The sequence below is a fragment of the Corynebacterium sp. NPDC060344 genome (assembly GCF_042725215.1).
GTDB lineage: Bacteria > Actinomycetota > Actinomycetes > Mycobacteriales > Mycobacteriaceae > Corynebacterium.
The window spans coordinates 158,918-178,776 of the sequence record NZ_JBHXCS010000004.1 but is presented as its reverse complement, the minus strand read 5'-3'; the positions used below and the strand labels follow the sequence as shown (position 1 = coordinate 178,776).

The 19,859-nt window shown below is 69.6% G+C and carries 18 protein-coding genes; 5 read left to right on the top strand and 13 right to left on the bottom strand.

Annotated features, from left to right (window positions below):
• Window positions 1-6 precede the first annotated feature (6 nt).
• On the top strand, window positions 7-957 hold the full coding sequence (locus tag ACFWGD_RS07110) for a hypothetical protein (RefSeq protein WP_377777911.1): 951 nt from the start codon (window positions 7-9) through the stop codon (window positions 955-957).
• 38 nt (window positions 958-995) lie between these two features.
• Here ACFWGD_RS07110 and ACFWGD_RS07105 read toward each other — a convergent pair whose 3' ends face one another.
• The 5 genes from ACFWGD_RS07105 to mshA form a co-directional block, all read right to left on the bottom strand.
• Complete coding sequence (locus tag ACFWGD_RS07105) at window positions 996-1,688, bottom strand: response regulator (protein WP_377777910.1); 693 nt, start codon at window positions 1,686-1,688, stop codon at window positions 996-998.
• A 7-nt stretch (window positions 1,689-1,695) separates the two neighbouring features.
• Window positions 1,696-2,844: a sensor histidine kinase gene (locus ACFWGD_RS07100; protein WP_377777909.1), complete on the bottom strand. Its 1,149-nt coding sequence runs from the start codon at window positions 2,842-2,844 to the stop codon at window positions 1,696-1,698.
• 697 nt (window positions 2,845-3,541) lie between these two features.
• Window positions 3,542-4,288, bottom strand: coding sequence for a phosphoglyceromutase (locus ACFWGD_RS07095; protein WP_377777908.1), 747 nt, complete (start codon window positions 4,286-4,288; stop codon window positions 3,542-3,544).
• Between the two features lie 85 nt (window positions 4,289-4,373).
• Window positions 4,374-4,901, bottom strand: a complete 528-nt coding sequence (locus ACFWGD_RS07090; protein WP_377777906.1) for a YbjN domain-containing protein — start codon at window positions 4,899-4,901, stop codon at window positions 4,374-4,376.
• Window position 4,902: 1 nt separating this feature from the next.
• Window positions 4,903-6,216, bottom strand: a complete 1,314-nt coding sequence (mshA, locus tag ACFWGD_RS07085) for a D-inositol-3-phosphate glycosyltransferase (RefSeq protein WP_377777905.1) — start codon at window positions 6,214-6,216, stop codon at window positions 4,903-4,905.
• Between the two features lie 211 nt (window positions 6,217-6,427).
• Between mshA and ACFWGD_RS07080 the strand changes: the two genes are divergently transcribed.
• Window positions 6,428-8,197: a long-chain-fatty-acid--CoA ligase gene (locus ACFWGD_RS07080; RefSeq protein ID WP_377777904.1), complete on the top strand. Its 1,770-nt coding sequence runs from the start codon at window positions 6,428-6,430 to the stop codon at window positions 8,195-8,197.
• Window positions 8,198-9,019: 822 nt separating this feature from the next.
• On the opposite strand, the gene ACFWGD_RS07075 is transcribed toward ACFWGD_RS07080, so the two are convergent.
• Window positions 9,020-10,159, bottom strand: a complete 1,140-nt coding sequence (locus ACFWGD_RS07075) for a UDP-N-acetylmuramate dehydrogenase (protein ID WP_377777903.1) — start codon at window positions 10,157-10,159, stop codon at window positions 9,020-9,022.
• 24 nt (window positions 10,160-10,183) lie between these two features.
• Between ACFWGD_RS07075 and ACFWGD_RS07070 the strand changes: the two genes are divergently transcribed.
• Both ACFWGD_RS07070 and ACFWGD_RS07065 read left to right on the top strand, forming a co-directional pair.
• On the top strand, window positions 10,184-10,687 hold the full coding sequence (locus ACFWGD_RS07070) for a DUF2505 domain-containing protein (RefSeq protein ID WP_377777902.1): 504 nt from the start codon (window positions 10,184-10,186) through the stop codon (window positions 10,685-10,687).
• Window positions 10,688-10,836: 149 nt separating this feature from the next.
• Window positions 10,837-11,664 (top strand): hypothetical protein, encoded by an 828-nt coding sequence (locus ACFWGD_RS07065; protein ID WP_377777901.1) that lies wholly within the window; start codon window positions 10,837-10,839, stop codon window positions 11,662-11,664.
• A gap of 43 nt (window positions 11,665-11,707) precedes the next feature.
• On the opposite strand, the gene ACFWGD_RS07060 is transcribed toward ACFWGD_RS07065, so the two are convergent.
• The gene (locus tag ACFWGD_RS07060; protein WP_377777900.1) at window positions 11,708-12,433 is read right to left on the bottom strand and encodes a hypothetical protein; all 726 of its coding nucleotides are present in this window, start codon (window positions 12,431-12,433) and stop codon (window positions 11,708-11,710) included.
• A 37-nt stretch (window positions 12,434-12,470) separates the two neighbouring features.
• Between ACFWGD_RS07060 and purU the strand changes: the two genes are divergently transcribed.
• Window positions 12,471-13,376: a formyltetrahydrofolate deformylase gene (gene purU / locus ACFWGD_RS07055; protein ID WP_377777899.1), complete on the top strand. Its 906-nt coding sequence runs from the start codon at window positions 12,471-12,473 to the stop codon at window positions 13,374-13,376.
• Between the two features lie 76 nt (window positions 13,377-13,452).
• Here purU and ACFWGD_RS07050 read toward each other — a convergent pair whose 3' ends face one another.
• From ACFWGD_RS07050 to ACFWGD_RS07025, 6 genes are all read right to left on the bottom strand, one after another.
• The gene (locus ACFWGD_RS07050) at window positions 13,453-13,773 is read right to left on the bottom strand and encodes a DUF2516 family protein (protein WP_377777898.1); all 321 of its coding nucleotides are present in this window, start codon (window positions 13,771-13,773) and stop codon (window positions 13,453-13,455) included.
• Window positions 13,770-14,963, bottom strand: a complete 1,194-nt coding sequence (locus tag ACFWGD_RS07045; RefSeq protein WP_377777897.1) for a hypothetical protein — start codon at window positions 14,961-14,963, stop codon at window positions 13,770-13,772. Before ACFWGD_RS07045 ends, ACFWGD_RS07050 begins: the two co-directional genes overlap by 4 nt.
• 125 nt (window positions 14,964-15,088) lie before the next feature.
• Complete coding sequence (locus ACFWGD_RS07040; protein WP_377777896.1) at window positions 15,089-16,528, bottom strand: DUF445 domain-containing protein; 1,440 nt, start codon at window positions 16,526-16,528, stop codon at window positions 15,089-15,091.
• Between the two features lie 122 nt (window positions 16,529-16,650).
• On the bottom strand, window positions 16,651-17,043 hold the full coding sequence (locus ACFWGD_RS07035; protein ID WP_377777895.1) for a hypothetical protein: 393 nt from the start codon (window positions 17,041-17,043) through the stop codon (window positions 16,651-16,653).
• A 41-nt stretch (window positions 17,044-17,084) separates the two neighbouring features.
• Window positions 17,085-17,834, bottom strand: coding sequence for a succinate dehydrogenase/fumarate reductase iron-sulfur subunit (locus ACFWGD_RS07030; RefSeq protein ID WP_377777894.1), 750 nt, complete (start codon window positions 17,832-17,834; stop codon window positions 17,085-17,087).
• Window positions 17,834-19,855: a fumarate reductase/succinate dehydrogenase flavoprotein subunit gene (locus ACFWGD_RS07025; protein ID WP_377777893.1), complete on the bottom strand. Its 2,022-nt coding sequence runs from the start codon at window positions 19,853-19,855 to the stop codon at window positions 17,834-17,836. The genes ACFWGD_RS07030 and ACFWGD_RS07025 overlap by 1 nt, the downstream gene beginning before the upstream one ends.
• Window positions 19,856-19,859: the final 4 nt, after the last annotated feature.

Here is a 19,859-nt window from a genome sequence, read left to right as displayed (position 1 = left end):
TCCGGTGTGAATCAGCTCCACCCCCGCGCCGGCCGCGGAACCGCGCCCTCGCCCGCGGAAGTCGCCCCCGATTTCCCCCGCGAGTGGTTCGAGTTCGCCAACCCGGATGACCCCGACCACGTGATCACCTGCGATCTCACGTGGCTCCTGTCCACGTACTCGTGCGTGTTCGGCACGGATGCGTGCCACGGAATCGACTCCGGGAATTCGGACGTGGGTTGCTGCGGGCATGGCGCGTTTCTTTGCGACGAAGACGACCGCGACCGCCTCACCGCCACCGTCCGGGCGATGGAATCCGACGCCGGGGACGCGCCGTCGCCACGCGGTTGGTGGCAGAACCGCCCCGACTCGGTGGCCGCCTGGTTCCGGGACATCGACTCCGAAAGGAGCGCCTCCGAACCCCTGGAGCCCTGGCTCGAATGGGACGAGCTCGACGACGAGGACGGCAACCCCGAACCCGCCCTGAAAACCCCCGTCCTCGACGGCGCCTGCATCTTCGCCAACCGCGCCGGCTGGCCCGGCGGCGCCGGCTGCGCCCTGCACCAGTGGGCCGCCGCCCACGACGTCGACCACGTCAAGGCCAAGCCCGACGTGTGCTGGCAGCTGCCCCTGCGCCGCCTGGAGGCCTACGAGGACCGCCCCGACGGCCACGAGATCCTGCGCACCACCATCACCGAATACGACCGCCGCGGCTGGGGCGACGGCGGCGAGGACTTCGACTGGTACTGCACCGGCGACCCGGGCGCCCACGGCCACGCCGACGCCATCTGGAAGTCGCACCGCTCCGAGCTCGTCGAGCTCATCGGCGAAGCCTGCTACGAAATCCTCGCCGACCACTGCCGCGCCCGCGAGGCCGCGGGCCGCGCCGCCGCCTTCGGCCCCTCCGGGTACCCGCTGCTGGCCATCCACCCCGCCACGCGGGCGGCACGCGAGGGATTGGCCCCCGGCGAGGTGTGAGGGTGCTTTGCGACGGCGCCGCGCCGTCGCAAAGCAACCTAATCCTCGAACTTGTAGCCCAGCCCGCGCACCGTCACCAGATGCTGCGGCCGGGAGGGGCTCAGCTCGATCTTCGAGCGCAGGCGCTTGATGTGCACGTCGAGGGTCTTCGTGTCGCCGACGTAATCGGCGCCCCAGACGCGATCGATGAGCTGGCCGCGCGTGAGCACCCGGCCACTGTTGCGCAGCAGATACTCCAGCAGGTCGAACTCCTTCAGCGGCATGGGCACCTGCTCATCGTCGACCATGACCACGTGACGCTCGACGTCCATGACCACACGGCCACCGCGCAGGACGTCCTCCTCCGCCACCTCCCCGTCGAACTCCTGCTCCCCGCCGCGGCGCAGCACCGCGCGGATGCGGGCGATGAGCTCGCGGGAACTGTACGGCTTGGTCACGTAATCGTCCGCGCCGATCTCCAGGCCCACGACCTTGTCGATCTCACTGTCGCGCGCCGTCACCATGATCACCGGGACGTTCGAGCGCAGGCGGATGTTCTTGCACACCTCCGTGCCGCTCATGCCCGGCAACATCAGGTCCAGCAGCACGATGTCGATGTGATGGGCCTCGAACTCCGCCAGCGCGGTGGGGCCGTCGCCCGCCACGCGGACATCGAACCCCTCCTTTTTCAGCAGGAACGCCAAGGGTTCGGCGAGGGCGGCTTCGTCTTCGACGATGAGAACGGAGGTCACGGGTGGATCATCCTTCCTTCTTCAGGGCCGGGAGTTCGAGGGTGAAGGTCGAACCCGTCCCGGGCCTGCTCCAAATCTTAATGGCCCCCTTGTGGTTTGCGACGACGTGCTTGACGATCGCCAGCCCCAACCCCGTCCCGCCGGTCGACCGCGACCGCGCCTTGTCCACGCGGAAGAACCGCTCGAAGATGCGCTCCTGGTCCGCCAGCGAAATGCCGATGCCCCGGTCCGTGACGCGCACCGCGACGGTGTCGCCGTCGGACATATTCACCGACACGCTCACCGGCGTCTGCTCCGGCGAGTAATTCACGGCGTTGGTGATCAAGTTGGACACCGCCGTGATCAGCAACGACCGATCGCCCATGACCATCAGCCCCTCCTCGCAATCGGTGCCGACGGTGATGCCCGCCTGCTCCGCGAGGATCTTCGTCCGGTGCACCGCCGACTCGACGATCTCCGCCACCGGCAACGGCTCCATGTCCGGCAGCGCCTCTGCGCCCTGCAGCTTGGACAGGGAGATCAGCTCGGTGATCATCATCGACAGCCGCTTCGCCTCGCGGGTGAGGCTCTCGGAGAAATGCTCGACCGCATCCGGGTCGCCCTTGGCCTCCGCCAGGGCCTCCACCAGCAGGCTCATCGCGCCGACCGGGGTCTTCAGCTCGTGGGAGACGTTGGCCACGAAGTCGCGGCGCGCGGCCTCCATGCGGACCAGCTCCGACTCGTCCGTGGCGTAGAGCACCACGAAACGGTCATCCGACATGGTCAGCGGGCTGACCAGGCAGCGGACGGACTTGTCGGGGGCGCCGGCGCGACGGGCGGGGATGACGAGGTTGAGCTCCTGCTCCTCCTGCGAATCGAAGACCCGCAGCGCCGCCTCCCAGCCGAGGTCGTGCAGGACCCGCTCGTGCATCAGCCCGAGCTGGTGGGCCTGCGGGTTCGACAGCAATACGTCGCGCGAAATGTCGACGACCGCCACACCCGTCGGGGATCCCTGTATGGCCAGGTGCAGGACTTGGGCGATGGTGGTGACGCGCTCGTCCGCCCCCGAGCGCTTCTTGGACACCGATTTCACCACCCCGGCGACGGCACCGCCCCCGATGAGTATCGCGGCCATGACGGCCGCGCCCACTAGAGCCGCGAGAATGGTAGATGTCACGGATCCACCCTATCCCCCGGCGGTCGCCCTCGCCCGGCGGACTCCCGAGAACGGCAACCGATTTCACGCCGATCCCCGGCCACCTCACGGCCGGCTCCCCGCAAGCTCCATCCATCCCGCTCGAACTTCCCGCCAATCTCCCGGCGGACCCCCGAAAAGGGCCCGAAAATCGTGGGTGTTGACCCACCGATTCAATCTCATCCCGTGCGCGACGTTCACCCGGGACACGCACGGGACGAACTTGAAGAAAAGGGGGCCCAAAAGCTCAAGATCATCCCGTACGCGGCTTCTTCGACGGCCACGCACGGGATGTTCTTGAATAGGTTTCTCTCAGGTTGCTTTCGTGGCCGGATTCGACTCGCTTGACGACGGCCACCGCCCCCGTGACCAGCGAAAACACGAAAGCGGCGCTGTGTGCCCCTCAGCGTCGCCGGCTGGTGCCGGAGTGCGCGCGGCGAGATCCAACGCCGCTACGGGCCACCTGGCACCGGCCGCGGCAGATGCCCGCGCACACGCAAGAAGTCGGTGCACGAAAAGAGGCGCCGCGCACGTGCAAGAAATCGGTGCACGCAAAAGAGGCCACACCCGCCGAAGCGGATGCGGCCCCTGCCGCCGGCGACTCAAATGGCCGTGCGGCGAAGCGTGCCAGCCATCGAGCGGGCCAGCGATCAAACGGGCCCGGCAGCGCCGTGGAACGCTACTTGTTGCCCTGGTTGGCCACGGCGGCGGCGCCGGCCGCGGCGGCCTCAGGGTCCAGGTAGGTGCCGCCCGGGTTCTGGACGGTGCCGGAGGCGTCGAACTCGTAGACCAGCGGGATGCCGGTGGGGACGTTGACCTCGGCGATGTCCTCCGGCGTGATGCCGTCGAGGTACATGAGCATGGCGCGCAGGGTGTTGCCGTGCGCGGCGACCATGACGGTCTCGCCGTTCTTCAGGCGCGGCAGGATCTCGGCCTCGAAGTACGGGATCAGGCGCTTTTCCACGTCCTGCAGGCACTCAGTCTTCGGCGCGTTCTCGACGGCCGCGTAGCGCGGGTCGTTGGCCTGCGAGTACGGCGAGTCGTCCTCCAGCTCCGGCGGCGGGGTGTCGTAGGAGCGGCGCCACTCCATGAACTGGTCCTCGCCGTACTTCTCCTTGGTCTCGGCCTTGTTCAGGCCCTGGAGCGCACCGTAGTGGCGCTCGTTGAGGCGCCAGTCGCGCACGACCGGGATCCACAGGCGGTCGGCGGCGTCGAGGGCCATGTGCGCGGTGTTGATCGCGCGGCGCAGCAGCGAGGTGTACAGGATGGTCGGCTCGAGTCCGGCCTCGACCATCATCTCGCCGGCGCGGACGGCCTCCGCGCGGCCCTTGTCGGTCAGTGCGACGTCGTACCAGCCGGTGAACTGGTTGGAGGCGTTCCACTCACTCTGACCATGGCGGACGAGGACAAGTTTTCCGTTGCTCATGTCCTCGATCATGCCCGAAAACGGGCCCCCGCGCTCGCGCTCCCCCATTCCGGGAGGCTCCCCGCCGCAGCACGGGGCGGGCGGGTCAGTCGCCGCCGGTCAGGTGCCGGAACTGCTCCAGGTTGGCCAGCGACTCGCCGCGGTCGACGCGCCACTCCCACTCGCGTTTGATCGAGGTGGAGAACCCGCGCTCGAGGATCTTGTTGAAGTCCCCGTCCGACGCCTCGAGCACTTGCCCCAGCAGGCGGTCGAGGTCGTCGTCGTCAAGCTGCGGCGGCAGCTGGCCCACCAGGTAGATGTCGCCCTGCGCGTCGACGGTGTACGCGATGCCGAACAGCCGGCGGTTGCGCTGCAGCAGCCATTCGTGGACGCCGGCGTGGTTCTCCTCCGGGTTGCGGCAGACGAACGCCTCGACGCGCAGCGAGTCGGGGGCGGGCGTGAGCAGGCACACGGTCTTGAGCTTGCGGGTGCCCGGCAGCACGACGATCGCCGAGTCCTCCGCCGTCTTGTGCTCCACGCCCATCCGCTCGAGTTGCGAGGTCAGCGCCTCCAGCCGCTGGCCCGGCGCGCCTGTGGGATCGGCGGGGTCTGCGGGGTTGTTCTGCTCGGTCATGTCATCGGCTCCCTTCGGCCTCGCGCGGGCCGCAATCGTCGTCGTCGAGCCCGGACAGTGCCCGATCGTAAACATCCAAGAGCTTGTCGACGGTCCGTTCCCACGAGAATTCGCTCGCGTGCGCCGGTGCGGCGGCCGCCATGGAGATGCGGCGGGCGTCGTCGTTGAGAAGCTCTTCGAGTGCATCCGCCCACTGGCCCGGGCCATGGCCGTCGACCAGGACCCCCGTCTCCCCGTCGGCCACCGCGATGGGCAGGCCGCCGACGCGACCGGCGACGACCGGGGTGCCGGCGGCCTGGGCCTCCATGGCCACCAGGCCGAAGGACTCGTTGTAGCTGGGCACGGCGACGACGTCGGCGGCGCGGTACAGGCTGACCAGCTCCTCCGGCGGGCGGGGCAGCAGGAAGCGGACGACGCCGCCGAGGTTGAGCTCCTCGGCGAGATCGACGAACTCGTCGGGGCGCTCGAGGCCCGTGCCCGAGGGCCCGCCGCAGATGATGACCTTGAGATTGTGGCGCGGGCGGCGCGACACCAGCTCCGCGACGGCGCGCAACAGAACCTGCGGGCCCTTGAGTCGCTGCAGTCGGCCGACGAACAGGATCACCTTCGCCTGCAGCGGAATGCCCAGCTCGCGGCGGCACCGCTCCGTGGCGCGGTCGTTGCCCGGGCTGTACAGGTGCACGTCGACGCCCGGGGGGATGACCTCGATGCGGGAAGCGTCGGCGTCGTAATGCTCGGTCAGATTGTTCTTTTCCTCGTCGGTGTTGACCACCATGACGTCGGCGTTGTCGGCGATCTGCTGCTCGCAGATGCGGCGCGACTCCGGCTCGGGAGAATCGCCCTCGGCGAGGTGGAGGTTCTTCACCGCCGCCAGCGTGTGCGCCGTGTGCACCAGCGGCACCCGCCACAGGTCCCGCAGCAGCCACCCGACCTGGCCCGACAGCCAATAATGCGAATGGACCACGCAATAGCGCAGGTCATGGCACCGCGCGAAAGTGAGCACGCCGCCCGTGAACGCCGCCAGCTGCGTGGGCAGCTCCGACTTCGAGATGCCCTCGTACGGCCCTGCGACGATGTTGATCACCCGCAGATTCGGCCCCACCTCCACGACCTCCCCCTGGATCGGGCGGGTCGCGCGGGTGTACACGTCCACCGCGATGCCGCGGGCGGCGAGCTCCCGGCAGGTGCGCAGCACGTAGACGTTCATGCCGCCGGCGTCGCCGGTGCCCGGCTGCTCGAGCGGCGAAGTGTGCATCGAGATGACCGCGACCCGCTCGGGGCGATGCCCGGCGTGCGCCTCGTTGTGGCCGTTCATGGCTCCACAATGCCCGTCGTCAAGCACGCTCCGCAAACGTCCTTCACCCCGCCGGTGCGCGGCGCGTTCACCCGTCGGGTGCACTCGGCGCCCGAGGCCCCGGGGTGATTTGCGGAACACTCGGACGGTGAGGCGCGGCCGCGGCCCGCACCTGCGGCGATATCGAAATTATGATAAGTTACGCATTCGTAGGTTACGAAGGAGACACACCATGAGCGCATCCGCCGACAAGACCTGGCTCCGGCACTACCCCGACTGGACCGCACCCCACCTCGACTACGGCGACACCACCCTCGTCGACGTATACGACCAGGCCATCGAGCAGTACCCCGAGCGCACCGCCCTGCGGTTCTTCGGCCGCGGCTGGACGTACGCCGAACTCGACGGCCAGGTGCGCCGCGCCGCCGCCGGACTGCGCGCCCTCGGCGTGCGCCGCGGCGACCACGTCGCGCTGGTGATGCCCAACTGCCCCCAGCACGTCATCGCCTACTGGGCCGTACTGCGCCTGGGCGCGATCGTCATCGAGCACAACCCGCTCTACACCGCCCACGAACTGCGCCACCCCTTCAACGACCACGCCGCGCGCATCGCCATCTGCTGGGACAAGACCGTGCCCGTGCTCGAGGAACTGCGCCGCGACACCCCGCTGGAGACCATCATCGGCGTGGACATGCGCCGCGACCTGCCGTGGGCCATGCGCACCGCGCTGAAGCTGCCGATCCCGGCGCTGCGGGCCTCGCGCGACAAGCTCCACGCGCCGGCGCCGCAGGTCATGGGCTTCGACGCAGTCCTCGGCGACGGCGTCGGCGGCGACGGCCGCGACATCGAATCGCCCACCGGCGTCGACCTCGACGACGTCGCCGTGATCATGTACACCTCCGGCACCACCGGCACACCGAAGGGCGCGCAGCTCAAACACCGCGGCCTGGTCGCCAACATCCTCATGGGCAAGGCGTGGGTGCCGGGGCTCGGCGACGAGAAGGAGACCGTCCTCGGCGTGCTCCCCCTCTTCCACGCCTACGGGCTGACCATCGTCAACAACCTGGCCATGCTCATCGGCGCCGAGCTGGTCCTGGTGCCGGCGGCGGAGATGGACCTGATCATGAAGGTGATGAAGAACAACCGCCCCACCTGGGTGCCGGGCGTGCCCACGCTGTACGAGAAGATCATCGCCACCGCCGAGGCCAAGAAGATCGACATCACCGGCGTGAAGTACAGCTTCTGCGGTGCGGCGACGCTGCCGGTGTCGACGGTGGAGAAGTGGGAGCGCCTCACCGGCGGCCGCCTGGTGGAGGGCTATGGCCTGACCGAGACGTCGCCGATCATCGTCGGCAACCCGATGGACGGCAATCGCCGCCCGGGCTACGTGGGCATCCCCTTCCCGGACACCGAGGTCGCCGTCGTCGACCCGGAGAACCCGACCGAGGGCGTCGCCGATGGGTCGGAGGGCGAGGTCGTCGTCCGCGGCCCGCAGATTTTCGCCGGCTACCTCAACCGCCCGGAGGACACGGAGGCGTCGTTCACCGATGGCCCGGATGGGGCGGCGGGCGGCCGCTGGTACCGCACCGGCGACGTCGGCGTGCTGGAGGAGGACGGCTTCCTTCGCCTGGTGGCGCGCATCAAGGAGGTCATCATCACCGGCGGCTTCAACGTCTATCCCGCCGAGGTCGAGGAGGTGCTGCTCGATCACCCGGACATCGCCGACGCGACCGTGGTGGGCCTGCCCAAGGCCGATGGTTCCGAGCTCGTCGTCGCCGCCGTGGCCCTGGGCGATTACGCCAATCTCGACATCGACGCCTACCGCACCCACGCCCGCGAGAACCTGACCGGCTACAAGGTGCCGCGCGCGTTCTTCCACCTCGATGAGATGCCGCGCGATCAGATGGGCAAGATCCGCCGCCGCGACGTCCGCGACGTGCTGATGAAGCAGCTCGAGGACTCCGGCCGCACCGTCGATTCCCTCGCCTCGCGGAGGAAGTAGCGGCAGCCGCAGCCGTTGCACCGTCGGTAGCCGTAGCGCTCCCGGAACCAGTCGCAGCAGCGGTTCGCGTTCCCCGCTTCACTTGCTTGACGACGCCCACGCCCCCGCCACCCGCCCGTGCCGGGGGCTTCGGCGTCTCCGCCACACCACCGGATCCACCGGCGCCCAACCCCGCACCCCGACATCACCCGGTCGAACCCCACGCCCTGAGCCCATACCCGCGCCAAAACAGAGTCACTCCCCGGACTCACACCCCGACATCACCCCGGCCAATCCCAAACCCCGACATCCAAAGTCCGACTTCACCGGCGATGTCGGGTTTTGGCGACCGAAACCGGCTCCTGTCGTGGTTTAGAAGTCGGGATTTAGCCTCGGCGGCGATCCTGGTCGGCGTCGAGGCGACCGATGGCGCCGGATTCGAGGGCGCAGCTCGGGAAACCACGGGGTCACGGGCGCTCAATCCCAAACCACGGGGTCTAAACCACGGGGTCGGCCGAATTCAGCGCCCAAACCACGGGGTCAACCCTGACCCCGAGTTTTAGACCCCGTGGTTTGGCTTCGGCGGCGGTGACGAGCGGAGAACTGGGTGGACGACTATGTGGGCCGGCGGTGAAGAGCGGTGAAGGAGCCGGCGATGACGAGAGGTGGACTGAGTGGACGACGATGTGGGGCGCCACGACGTGGGCCGGGGCCGGACCTGTTCGGCGGCGGAGAAGTGGAACGGGGCAGGACCACAGCTCGGCCGCCCTCGGCCGGCGCTGATCCAGAGCGGCGACGCCGTGGGCCGGCGCTGATCCAGCTCGGCGCCGCCCTGGGCCGGCGCTAATCCAGCTCGGCGCCGATCCACACCGGCTCGGGCACCAGCGTCACGCCGAACGCATCACGGACACCATCGCGGACCTCCCGCGCCAGCGCGATGAGATCGGACGAGGCGGCGCCGCCGCGATTGGTCAACGCGAGGGTGTGCTTCGTGGACAAGCGGGCCGGCGCCCCCTCCCCCGGATGGCCCTTCGGGAAACCCGCGCGCTCGATCAGCCACGCCGCCGACAGCTTCCCGCCGGGATACGACGGCATCGACTCCGCCACCTCCGCGCCGCACGCCTCGGCCACCCGCGCCCGCACGCCCTCGACCTCGGCCTCGCCGACGATGGGGTTGGTGAAGAAGGAACCGGCGGACCAGGTGTCGTGGTCGTCGTCGTCAAGCACCATGCCCTTGCCGCGGCGCAGGGCCAGCACCGCCTCGCGCACGTCGGCGACGGGGCGGCGCGCCTCGCCGGACGCCCCCTCCTCCGGCCCGACGCCCAGGCGCTTGGCCAGCTCGCCGTAGCGCAGCGGCGCCGACAGGCCGTCGACCGTCAGGCGGAACCGCACGGCCAGGACGACGGCGCGGGCGGTGAACTTCAGGTTGGAGAACCGGTACGCCAGCTCGAGCGACTCGGGCGACACCCACTCGTCGGCGCCCGTGCGGCGGTCGTAGAGGCGCACGCCCTCCAGCGTCGACGACACCTCCGCGCCGTACGCGCCGACGTTCTGCACCGGCGTCGCCCCCGCCGAACCCGGGATGCCCGACAGGCACTCCAGGCCGCCGAAGCCCGCGGCGACGGACATCTCCACGACGTCGTCCCACACGGCGCCGGCCTCGGCCTCCACGGTCGCGCCGTCGACGTCGAGCCCATGCCCGGAGGTCCCCAGCACGACGTCGTCGGCCTCGATGATCACGGCCACCAGATCGCCGGGCTCATCGGCGACGACGAGGTTCGAGCCGCCGCCGACGATGAGCAGCGGCACACCCGCCTCATCGAGCGCGCGGACGACCTCGACGACCGCATCGACGGTCGCGCAGCGCACGGCGGCGGCCGGTTTCCCGCCGAGGCGGAGCGTGGTCAGGTCGCGGAACGCCACGTCGTGGTCGATTTTGGCCCCGGAAACACCGGAGATTCGCGTCAAGGCTGATTCGTGCACGCCCCCCACGTTAGTATCGGGGGCATGGCTTCCCACACCGAGATCACCGCCAACGTCAATTACGCCCCCGAGAAGGTCCACGCGGCCCTGTCGGACAACGCCTACTGGACGTACCTGGCCGAGAACCTTTCCACGCCCGCCGGCGAGGTCGTCTCCTTCGACAACGAGGGTGACCGCATCAACGTCGAGCTCAAGCAGACCCTGGCCACCGATGCCCTTCCGGATGCCGTCAAGTCCCTGATCAAGAACGACCTCATCGTCGTGCGCAAGATTTCCTGGGGCCCGCTGGCCGGCGATTCGGCCGATGCCACGGTCGATGCCGATGTCACGGGCATGCCGGTGACGTTCTCCGGCACGCAGAAGCTCTCGCCGGCGGGCGATGGTTCGGCGATCGTCACGGGTGCGGACGTCACCGTGAACGTGCCCATGATGGGCGCGATCCTGGAGCCGAAGGTCGCCGCGGCGGTCGATGGCCTGTTCCAGAAGGAAGCGGGCATCCTGCAGGAGTACCTGGCCAAGAACGCCTAGTCCGTTTCTTCCCGGCCGGGTCCGTCCCGGTCGGGTTGGGCCGTTGCTTGACGACGGCCACCGCGCCCGCACACCGCCCGGTGTGCGGGTTTTCGCCGTCCGGGGGCCCGTTGTGGCTCCGGCGGCGGGTTTGCGCCATGCTGTGACTCGTGAACGCGAAGAGGAAGAAGTCGAAGAAGCGCGGCAATCCGCTGGGCGTGTTGGTCGGCGTGGTGCTGGTCATCGCCCTGGTGCTGGTGGTCGGCGAGATCGCGCTGCGCATGTTCCTGGGCAAGGAGATTTCGGATGGTTTCCGCCAGGCGGAGGAGTCCCGTGGCGCGGTGGTGAGCGAGGAGGTGGAGACCTCCTTCGGCTCGAGCCCGGTGCTGTTGGCGCTGCTGACCAACGAGTTGGGCAGCATGAACTTGAAGACGCCGTCGACGCTGCAGGTCACCGATCCGCGCGCGGAGAATGGAACGCCGCAGATCGTGGGCTCGCCGGCCGCCGACGTGACGTTGTCGGACGTGGACATCTCCAACACCAATGATCCGGTGGCGGCGCGCGTCGACGTCGTCTCCGAGCTGCCGCCGGAGCTGATGATCGCCGAGGCGAACATCCGCGTCTCCGATGCGTCGGGAGGGTCGGGCAACCTCATCGAGGACCTGATCACCTCCGCCGTGCGCCTGACCGGGCTGACCCCGCATCCGGACCGCGGGGTGCTCACGGCCGAGTTTTCCGGCGGCCTGGCCACGGTGGACCTGCGCCCGGTCGTCCGCGACGGCGGAGTCACCGCGGAGATCGAGGGCGGCTCCGTTCTGGGCATGGGCGCCGACGGCCTGATCTCGCGCTTCGCGGAGGCCGCCCTGACGGGCCCCGCCCAGCAGATCGGCCATGGCTTCACCGTCAAGGACGTCACCGTCACCGACAAGGGCGTCAACGTGGTCCTCGAGGGCCGCGACATCGCCCTGTCGGGACTGTCGGCGATCGAGTACCGCTAGACGGTCGCTCTGGTGGTGGGGTCGGCTCCGTCGACTCCGCCTTTCAGTCCCCGAACACCGACGCAGCCGGCACCTGCACCACGTGGGCCCCGGCGGCCAGCGCCTTTGCGGCGCGGTCGCCGGGGTCTTCGCCTTCTCCGTTGGTGCCGACGCGCTCGCCGGCGTCGCCGATCACCGCGATGACGCCGAGGCCCGGCGCCGCCGCACGGATGCGCAGTATCTGCTCGGGGCCGGCGCCTCGTCGCTCCACGGTGCCGGCACCGGCGCCCCAGCCGATGCCCGTCGCCACCGCGTCGGCGCCCCCTGCGGAGATGGCGGCGATGATGGCGTCGAATGAGGCGTCGTCAAGCAATCCGGAAGCGTGCAACCCGGCGTCGACGACCACCGTCAGCTGCGTCGGCGCCGCGACCGCGCCGCGCAGGGCGACGACCTCCGACAGCACCGCGTTGGCGTCGCCGGTGGCCACCGCGGCCCGATCGAGGACCACCGCGACGTCATGGGCGCCGTGCTCCGCCGCGAGCCGGGCCTCGGCGGCCTTGACCAGGATGTGGGAGCGGCCCGTCGGAAAGCCGCAGACCACCCCGACCCGCAACCGGCCCGCGGCATCCGCGCCGAGCTGGCCCAGCATGGCCGGCAGCAACCGCACGCCCGCGCACCCCGACGCCGCGGCCGCCTCCACCGCGGCGCGGACCCCATCGGCGGGAAGCTCCGGATCGAAGACGGCGACATCGGTGGACGCGGCATGCTGCAGGGCAAACGGCTGGCTCATGGGCCCCAGCGTATGCGCGGCGGCTAAAATCGCGGGAATGACCCGTTCACCGTTGGCTCAACCGAAGCAGGCACCGCAGGAGCGCCAGTACATCCTGACGCTCGGCTGCCCCGACTCGACCGGCATCGTCTCGCACCTGTCGTCCTTCCTGACCGGAATCGGCGCCTGGATCACCGAAGCCCACTTCTTCTCCGACCCCGAGACCAAGTGGTTCTTCACCCGCCAGGCCGTCCGCGCCGACGAACTCGACATGACGCTGGAAGAGGTCCGCGAGGCCTTCCGCCCCGTCGTCGAGGCCCTCGGCCCGGAAGCCCAGTGGAAGATCTCCGACAACGGCGTGCCCAAGCGCGCGGTGATCCTGGTGACCAAGGAAGGCCACTGCCTGCAGGACCTCCTCGGCCGCGTCGACCAGAACGACTACCCGATGGACGTCGCCGCGGTGATCGGCAACCACGACAACCTCGAGCCGCTGGCCCGCGCCCACGGCATCCCGTTCCACCACGTGCCGTTCCCGAAGGACGCCATCGGCAAGCGCCACGCCTTCGACGAGGTCGCCGAGCTGGTCAACGCCGAAAACCCCGACGCCATCGTGCTCGCGCGCTTCATGCAGATCCTCCCCGCCGACCTGTGCGAGATGTGGGAGGGCCGGGCCATCAACATCCACCACAGCTTCCTGCCGTCGTTCATGGGCGCCCGCCCGTACCACCAGGCGCACCAGCGCGGCGTGAAGCTCATCGGCGCGACCTGCCACTACGCCACGTCCGACCTCGACGACGGGCCGATCATCGAGCAGGACGTCATCCGCGTCTCCCACAAGGACACCCCCCGCGACATGCAGCGCGAGGGTCGCGACGCCGAGAAGCAGGTGCTCGCCCGCGGGCTGCGCTGGCACCTCGAGGACCGCGTCCAGGTCTACGGGAACCGCACCGTCGTCTTCGAGTGACCGAGGCACGCGCAGAACCGACGAAAAGAGCCGGCCCCCACCATCGCGGTGGGGGCCGGCTCTTTTCGCTGGTGCGCTACCAGCCGCCCTGGGCGTTATCCAGGATGCCGCGGATCTGCGGCCGCACGTCGAGCCAGTAAATGCCGGTGATGACCAGCGAGGCGATGATGGGGATCCCGAGCATCATCCACCCGATCATGGGGAACGCGAGGAACGCCGTCGCGCCGCCGAGCATCGCCGCCCACACGCCCTTGCTCTTGCGGTCGGCGGCGTCGAAGGCATCGGAACGCGTGGTCAGGACCATGATCAGGCCGGCGACGGACGCGATGGCCAGGAGCATGGGCAAACCGATGCGGAAAACGATCTCGATCCACTGGTAAATCTGCTGGATGATCATCGGTTGGCGTCGTCCTCCCCGGCAGCGTTATCGGCAAAGTTGTCGGTGCCGTTGTCGACGACCTCGCCGTCGACGATGTCCGGATCGGCGTCGACGACTCCGCCGTCACCGCCGGCGCCCTTCTCGGCGCCACCGGCGGTGGACCCCGGCGCACCGGCCGAACCGGCGGCGGCATCCTCGGCGCGCAGGGCGCCCAGCAGCTGCTCGGTGACGTCGGCCGCCTGGTGCAGCAGCCCCTCGACGCGGGTGGAGAGCTTCTCCTGGTCGAAGCGGCCCAGGAACTCCTGGCCCGCATCCTGCAGCGGCTTGACGGTCTCGCGGGCGACGTCCTCCAGCGAACCGGTGACGCGCTCGGCGGCGGCACCGGCGAACGGCAGCTTGCCGAAGATCGCCGACACCGGATCCGTGGCGCGGCCGGAGCCCTTCGCCGCACCGGCATCGTCCGCACCGGCGGCGCGCCCACCCGGGAAGCCGGCGGCGCCGAAGGAGGAGCCGCGCTCCTTGGCCACGTGGACGCTCTCGTCCACGGCCTGCTCGCCGCGGGCGGCCAGCTCGCGGTAGATCTTCGACGCGGCCTCGAGGTAGCCGTCGGCCACCGCGCGCAGCTGCTCCGGCTTGAGCTGCTCAGCGCGCGAGGCGACGTCCTCCGGCAGCGAATGCGCCGACGCGAAGGCACGGTCGCCGCCGGCCTGGGCCTTGGTCAGGGCGTCGTTGAACGCCAGCTGGGCGGCGTCGAGCGCCTTGAGGAATGCCTCGCGGGACTGCTCGCCGGCGTTGTCGCCCAAATCGCGGACCCTGCGGCGGGCATCGCGCACGCGACCGGCCACGCCATCGGCGAGACCGGCGGACGTGGGGGCATCGGCGCCGGGCTGCGCGGGATCGTCGTCAAGCGAATCGGCGCCCACCGACTCGCCGGACCCGCCCCGGGCCTCCTCCTCGGCGCGCACTCGCGCGCCGATGTCGCCCAGGATCTCCACCGTGCGCACGCCGGCGCCGATCCAGGCGTAGAACGGGGTCTTGACCAAATCCATGGCCTGGCCGAGCTTCTCGTCGCGCTCGGCGCCGGCGGGATCGGTGCCATCGGTGGCATCGGCGGTCCCGGTGGAATCGGTCGAGCCGGTGGGCTCGGTGGACTCAGTGGGCTCCGTGGGCTCGGTGCGGTCGTGATCGGTGCTGTCGTGCTCGGTCATGTCTGCTCCTCGGTAAATGGCCGTCGGTTCCAGTCTACGTTCCGGTAACGATCCACGTCAGCGCATTGTTCCCCGCACCGCTCACCCGCACGACGCGCGGCTCAAATACCCGCCCGAAACCCGCCTCAGCCGCCGAAGATCAGCGTGGACAGCGTGTAGATGGCCAGGCCCGCCAGCGACCCGACCAGCGTGCCATTGACGCGGATGAACTGCAGGTCGCGGCCGACCATCAGCTCGATCTTCTTCGAGGCCTCGTCGGCGTCCCAGCGCTCGACGGTCTCCGAGATGATCGACGTGATCTCGCCGGCGTAGTTCTCCGCCAGGAAGGTCGCGCCCTTCTCGATCCTCCGGTCGATCGACGCCCGCAGCTCCGCGTCCTCGTTGAGGCGGTGGCCGTAGCGCTCGGCGGCCTCGGCGATCTTGCGGCGGATCAGCGACTCCGGATCGCGGGCGGCCTCGATGAGCGACTCCGACGTCGACTTCCAAATCGCCCCCGGCGCCGCGACCACGGCCTGCGAGCCGAGCAGGTCGGCCTTGAGCTCCTCGACGCGAGCCATGGTCACCGGATCCTCGCGCAGGTCGCGGGCGAGCTTCTTCAGCCCGCGCCGCAGCGCCTGCCGGGCCTCGTGGTCGCGGTCGGACTGCACCTGCCACGTCCACTCCACGATCTCGCGGTGGACGCGGTCGCCGATCATGTCGTTGACGAACCGCGGCGCCCACGTCGGCGCGCGGTCGCCGACCATCGAATCGATGAGCCCGTGGCTGGTCTGCGCCTTGCGGTGCAGCCACTCGGCCAGCTGCTGGACGATCGGCTCGGTGCGGCCCTCGTCGATGAGCTGCTCCAGGATGCGGCCGGCCGGCGGGCCCCACTCGGGCTCCGCGAGCTTGTCCACGACCGCCGCCTTGATCACGGCCTCCGCGTCCGCGGGGTCGACGGCCTCGAGCGCGTTGCCGATGAACTTGCCCGCATGCTCCGACACCCTCGTCCCGGAGCCGGGCTCGACCAGCCACCCGCCGACGCGGTCGGTGATCTGCAGCGACCGCACCTTGTCAACGACCAGCGCGGGATTGAGGAAGTTGTCGCCGATGAAGCTCGCCAGAGACTCCCCCACCTGGTCCTTCTTGCGCCGGACGATCGCGGTGTGCGGGATGGGGATGCCCATCGGGTGCCGGAACAGCGCGGTCACCGCGAACCAGTCCGCCAGCGCGCCGACCATGCCGGCCTCGCTGGCCGCGCGCACGTAGCCGATCCACGCGGCCGGGATCTCGCCGTCGGACGTCGCGTCGGCTTCGAGCCAGCGGCAGCCCAGGTAGATCAGCGTCGCCAGCACCAGCAGGCTGGTGGCGAACGCCTTGGAGTTGCGCAGTTCCCGGCGCTTGCGGGCCTCGGTCTCCGGGGACGGGCCGGGCACCGCGAGCGGGCCAGATTGCGGCGGCGGCGCGGGCACGACCGGATCCGGGGCGGGGTCCCCGGCACGGTGCCGGCCGCCGGCGGGCAGGGCCGCCTGCGTGACGACGCCCACGTGGGAATCGTCATGGGCGTGGTGCTTCGAGTGGGCTGGCATGCCTTCGATTATGGCCCCGGATGCCCCGGGCATGGGAAAGGGCACGCCCCCGCCGCCGCGTGATGCGGTGGCGGGGCGTGCCCCGGAGGTGCCGGACCGGGTCCGGCCGAGCTCGGCTCGCCCTAGTGGCGGACGCCGAACTCGCGTCGGTACGCCAGGAACTGCTTGCGTCCCCGGAGGATCAGGAGGAAGCCCAGCACGTCCAGCACGATCGCCGCGATCAGGCCGCCCCACATGAAGTAGGACGGGTTGAACGGCTCGCCGCCGGCCGGCACGTAGGACTCGGCGCCGAACGGGACGGCCCCGACCTCGTGGGCGGTGGTGGTGTCCATGCCCATCACGGCCAGACCGAAGATGAAGCAGCCCCAGCCCGCGAGCGAGGCGAGCCACAGGCCCGCGCCGATCCACGTGGTGGAACGGTGCAGGGACGAGTACTCGGCGTTCAAGCTCTGCGGCACGTAGCCGTCGATGAAGTGCTCTTCGCCGCGGTAGCGCTTGGCGGTAGACGTAGCCATTTCTTAATCCTTCCTGAGACCCCGGTTAGTGGGTTCCCAGCCTAGTCTTCCTTGGAGCGGAATGCCGCACGGGCCCGCTCCTTCGTGATGGCGGCCACGGCGGTCAGCGGGATGCCGGCCGGGCAGACGTCGGCGCACTCGCCGAACAGCGAGCAGGGGCCGAAGTTGGTCTCCATCTCGTCGACCATCTTCGTCGCGCGGCGGCCGCGCTCCTCCTTGCCCATCGGCAGCAGCGACAGGTGCACCAGCTTCGCGCCGGTGAACAGGTGCGCCGCACCGTTCGGGCAGGCCGCGACGCACGCGCCGCAACCGATGCACGCGGCATGGTCGAGGGCGAGCTCGGCGGTCTGGTGGTTGACATGCAGGGTGTCGGCGTCCGGAGCGGTGCCGGCGGCCACGGAAACGTAGCCGCCCTTCTCCATCACGCGGTCCAGCGCGGAACGGTCGACGACCATGTCGCGGATGACCGGGTAGGCGGCGGAGCGCATCGGCTCGATCTTCAGCGTGTCGCCGTCCGAGTACTGGAACAGGCGCTGCTGGCACGACGGGGTGTTCTTGCCCGGGCCGTGCGGACGGCCGTTGACGTTGAGGCCACAGGTGCCGCAAATGCCCTCGCGGCAGTCCGAGGCGAACGCGAACGGCTCCTTGCCGGACTCCACGTACTTGGAGTTGACGTGGTCGAGAAGCTCCAGGATGGACATCTCGGCGACGGCGTCATCGACGTCGACGCTCTCGAAGTGCCCCTCGGTCTGAGGACCGGCCTGGCGCCAGATTTCAAGGTGCAGTTTCATTACTTGTAATTCCTTGTCATGAGCGGGACGGCCTCGAACGTGAGCGGCTCGGCATGGCGGATCAGGGTGTTGCTCTTCAGATCCCAGGCCGGGCCGTTGTCGCCGCGCTCCCACGCGGAGACGAAGCACCAGTTGTCGTCGTCGCGGCGGGCCTCGCCCTCGTCGTCGACGTGGTCTTCGCGGTAGTGCGCGCCACAGGACTCGTCGCGGTCCAGGGCATCGACGCACATGAGCTCGCCGAGGTCCAGGTAATCCGCGACGCGGTTGGCGTACTCCAGCTGCTGGTTCATCTCATCCGGGTTGCCCGGGATGAACAGGTCCGCCCAGAACTGCGTGCGCAGCTCGCGGATCTTGGCCAGGCCCTCGGCCAGGTCCTCCTTGTTGCGGGCGACGCCGCACACGCGGTACAGCTCCTCGCCCAGCTGGCGGTGGAAGTACTCGGCGCCATGGGTGCCGCCGATGCTCATCAGCTTGTCCAGGCGGGCCTGGGCGCGGGTGAGGGCCTCGGAGACCTCGGCGGCATCCTCGGAGAGGCGATCCTCGCCGAGCAGCGGGCCGAGGTAGTTCGGCACGGAGAACGGCAGGGTGAACCAGCCGTCGACCGACGCGGACAGCAGGGAGTTGGCGCCCAGGCGGTTCGCGCCGTGGTACGTCCAGGAGCACTCGCCGCCGGTGAACAGGCCCGGGATCGAGGTCATCTGGTTGAAGTCGGACCACAGGCCACCCATGGTGAAGTGGCAGGTCGGGGCGATGCGCATCGGGACCTCGTACGGGTCCTCGCCGATGGCCTCCTCGTACATCTGGATGAGGTTCGAGTACCGCTCCTTGATGGTGTCCTTGCCCAGGCGCTGGATGGCGTCGCGCAGGTCCAGGTACACGGAGTTGTTCAGCGGGCCGACGCCGTAGCCGGCGTTGATCTGCTGGGCGTTGGCGCGGGACGCGACGTCGCGCGGGACCAGGTTGCCGAAGGCCGGGTAGCGGCGCTCCAGGAAGTAGTCGCGCTCGTCCTCGGGGATGTCGTTGGCGGGGCGGTCGTCGCCCTCCTTGGCCGGCGTCCAGATGCGGGCGTCGTTTCGCAGCGACTCCGACATCAGGATGGTCTTCGACTGCCAGTGCGCATTGACCGGCAGGCCGGTCGGGTGGAACTGGATGAACGACGGGGACGCGAAGTAGGCGCCCTGGTCGTAAGCGCGCATAATGGCCGACGCGTTGGAGTTAATCGCCAGCGTGGACATGTGGTACACGTTGCCGTAACCGCCGGTGGCCAGCACGACCGCGTGCGCGGTGTGGGCCGTCAGCTCGCCCGTGATCAGGTTGCGCATGACCGCGCCCTGGCAACGGCCGTCGGCGACGATGACGTCGACGAGCTCGTTGTGGGTGAACATCTCGACGTTGCCCAGGCCGACCTGGCGCTGCAGGGCCGACGCGGTCGACAGCTGCAGCTGCTGGCCCGTCTGGCCGCGGGTGTAGTACGTGCGGGAGACCTGCACGCCACCGAAGGAACGGGTGGCCAGGGCGCCGCCGTACTCGCGCGCGAACGGCGCGCCGATGGCGTTCATGTGGTCGATGACGCGGGTGGACTCGATGCCCAGGCGCCAGCAGTCGTTCTCGCGGCAACGGAAGTCGCCGCCCTTCACGGTGTCCTTGACCAGGCGGTACGCGCCGTCGTTGTCCACCTTCTTGCCGCGGGCGGAGTTGACGCCGCCCTGGGCCGCGATGGAGTGCGCGCGACGCGGGGCGTCGTGGTACGTGAAGGCCTTCACGTCGTAGCCGAGCTCGCCGAGGGCGGCCGCGGCGGCGCCACCGGACAGGCCGGTGCCGACGACGAGGATGCGGAACTTGCGGCGGTTCAGCGGGGAGACCAGGTTGTAGTGGTCCTTCTGGTACTCCCAGTGATCGCGCATCGGGGCCTTGTCGCCCGGCGAGTTGTCGCCGAGGATGCCGCCGATGACAACGCCATCGACGACGGACTGGGGCGCCTGGAAATCGGTGGCGCCAGTCTGCATTTCAGTGTTCGTCATTATC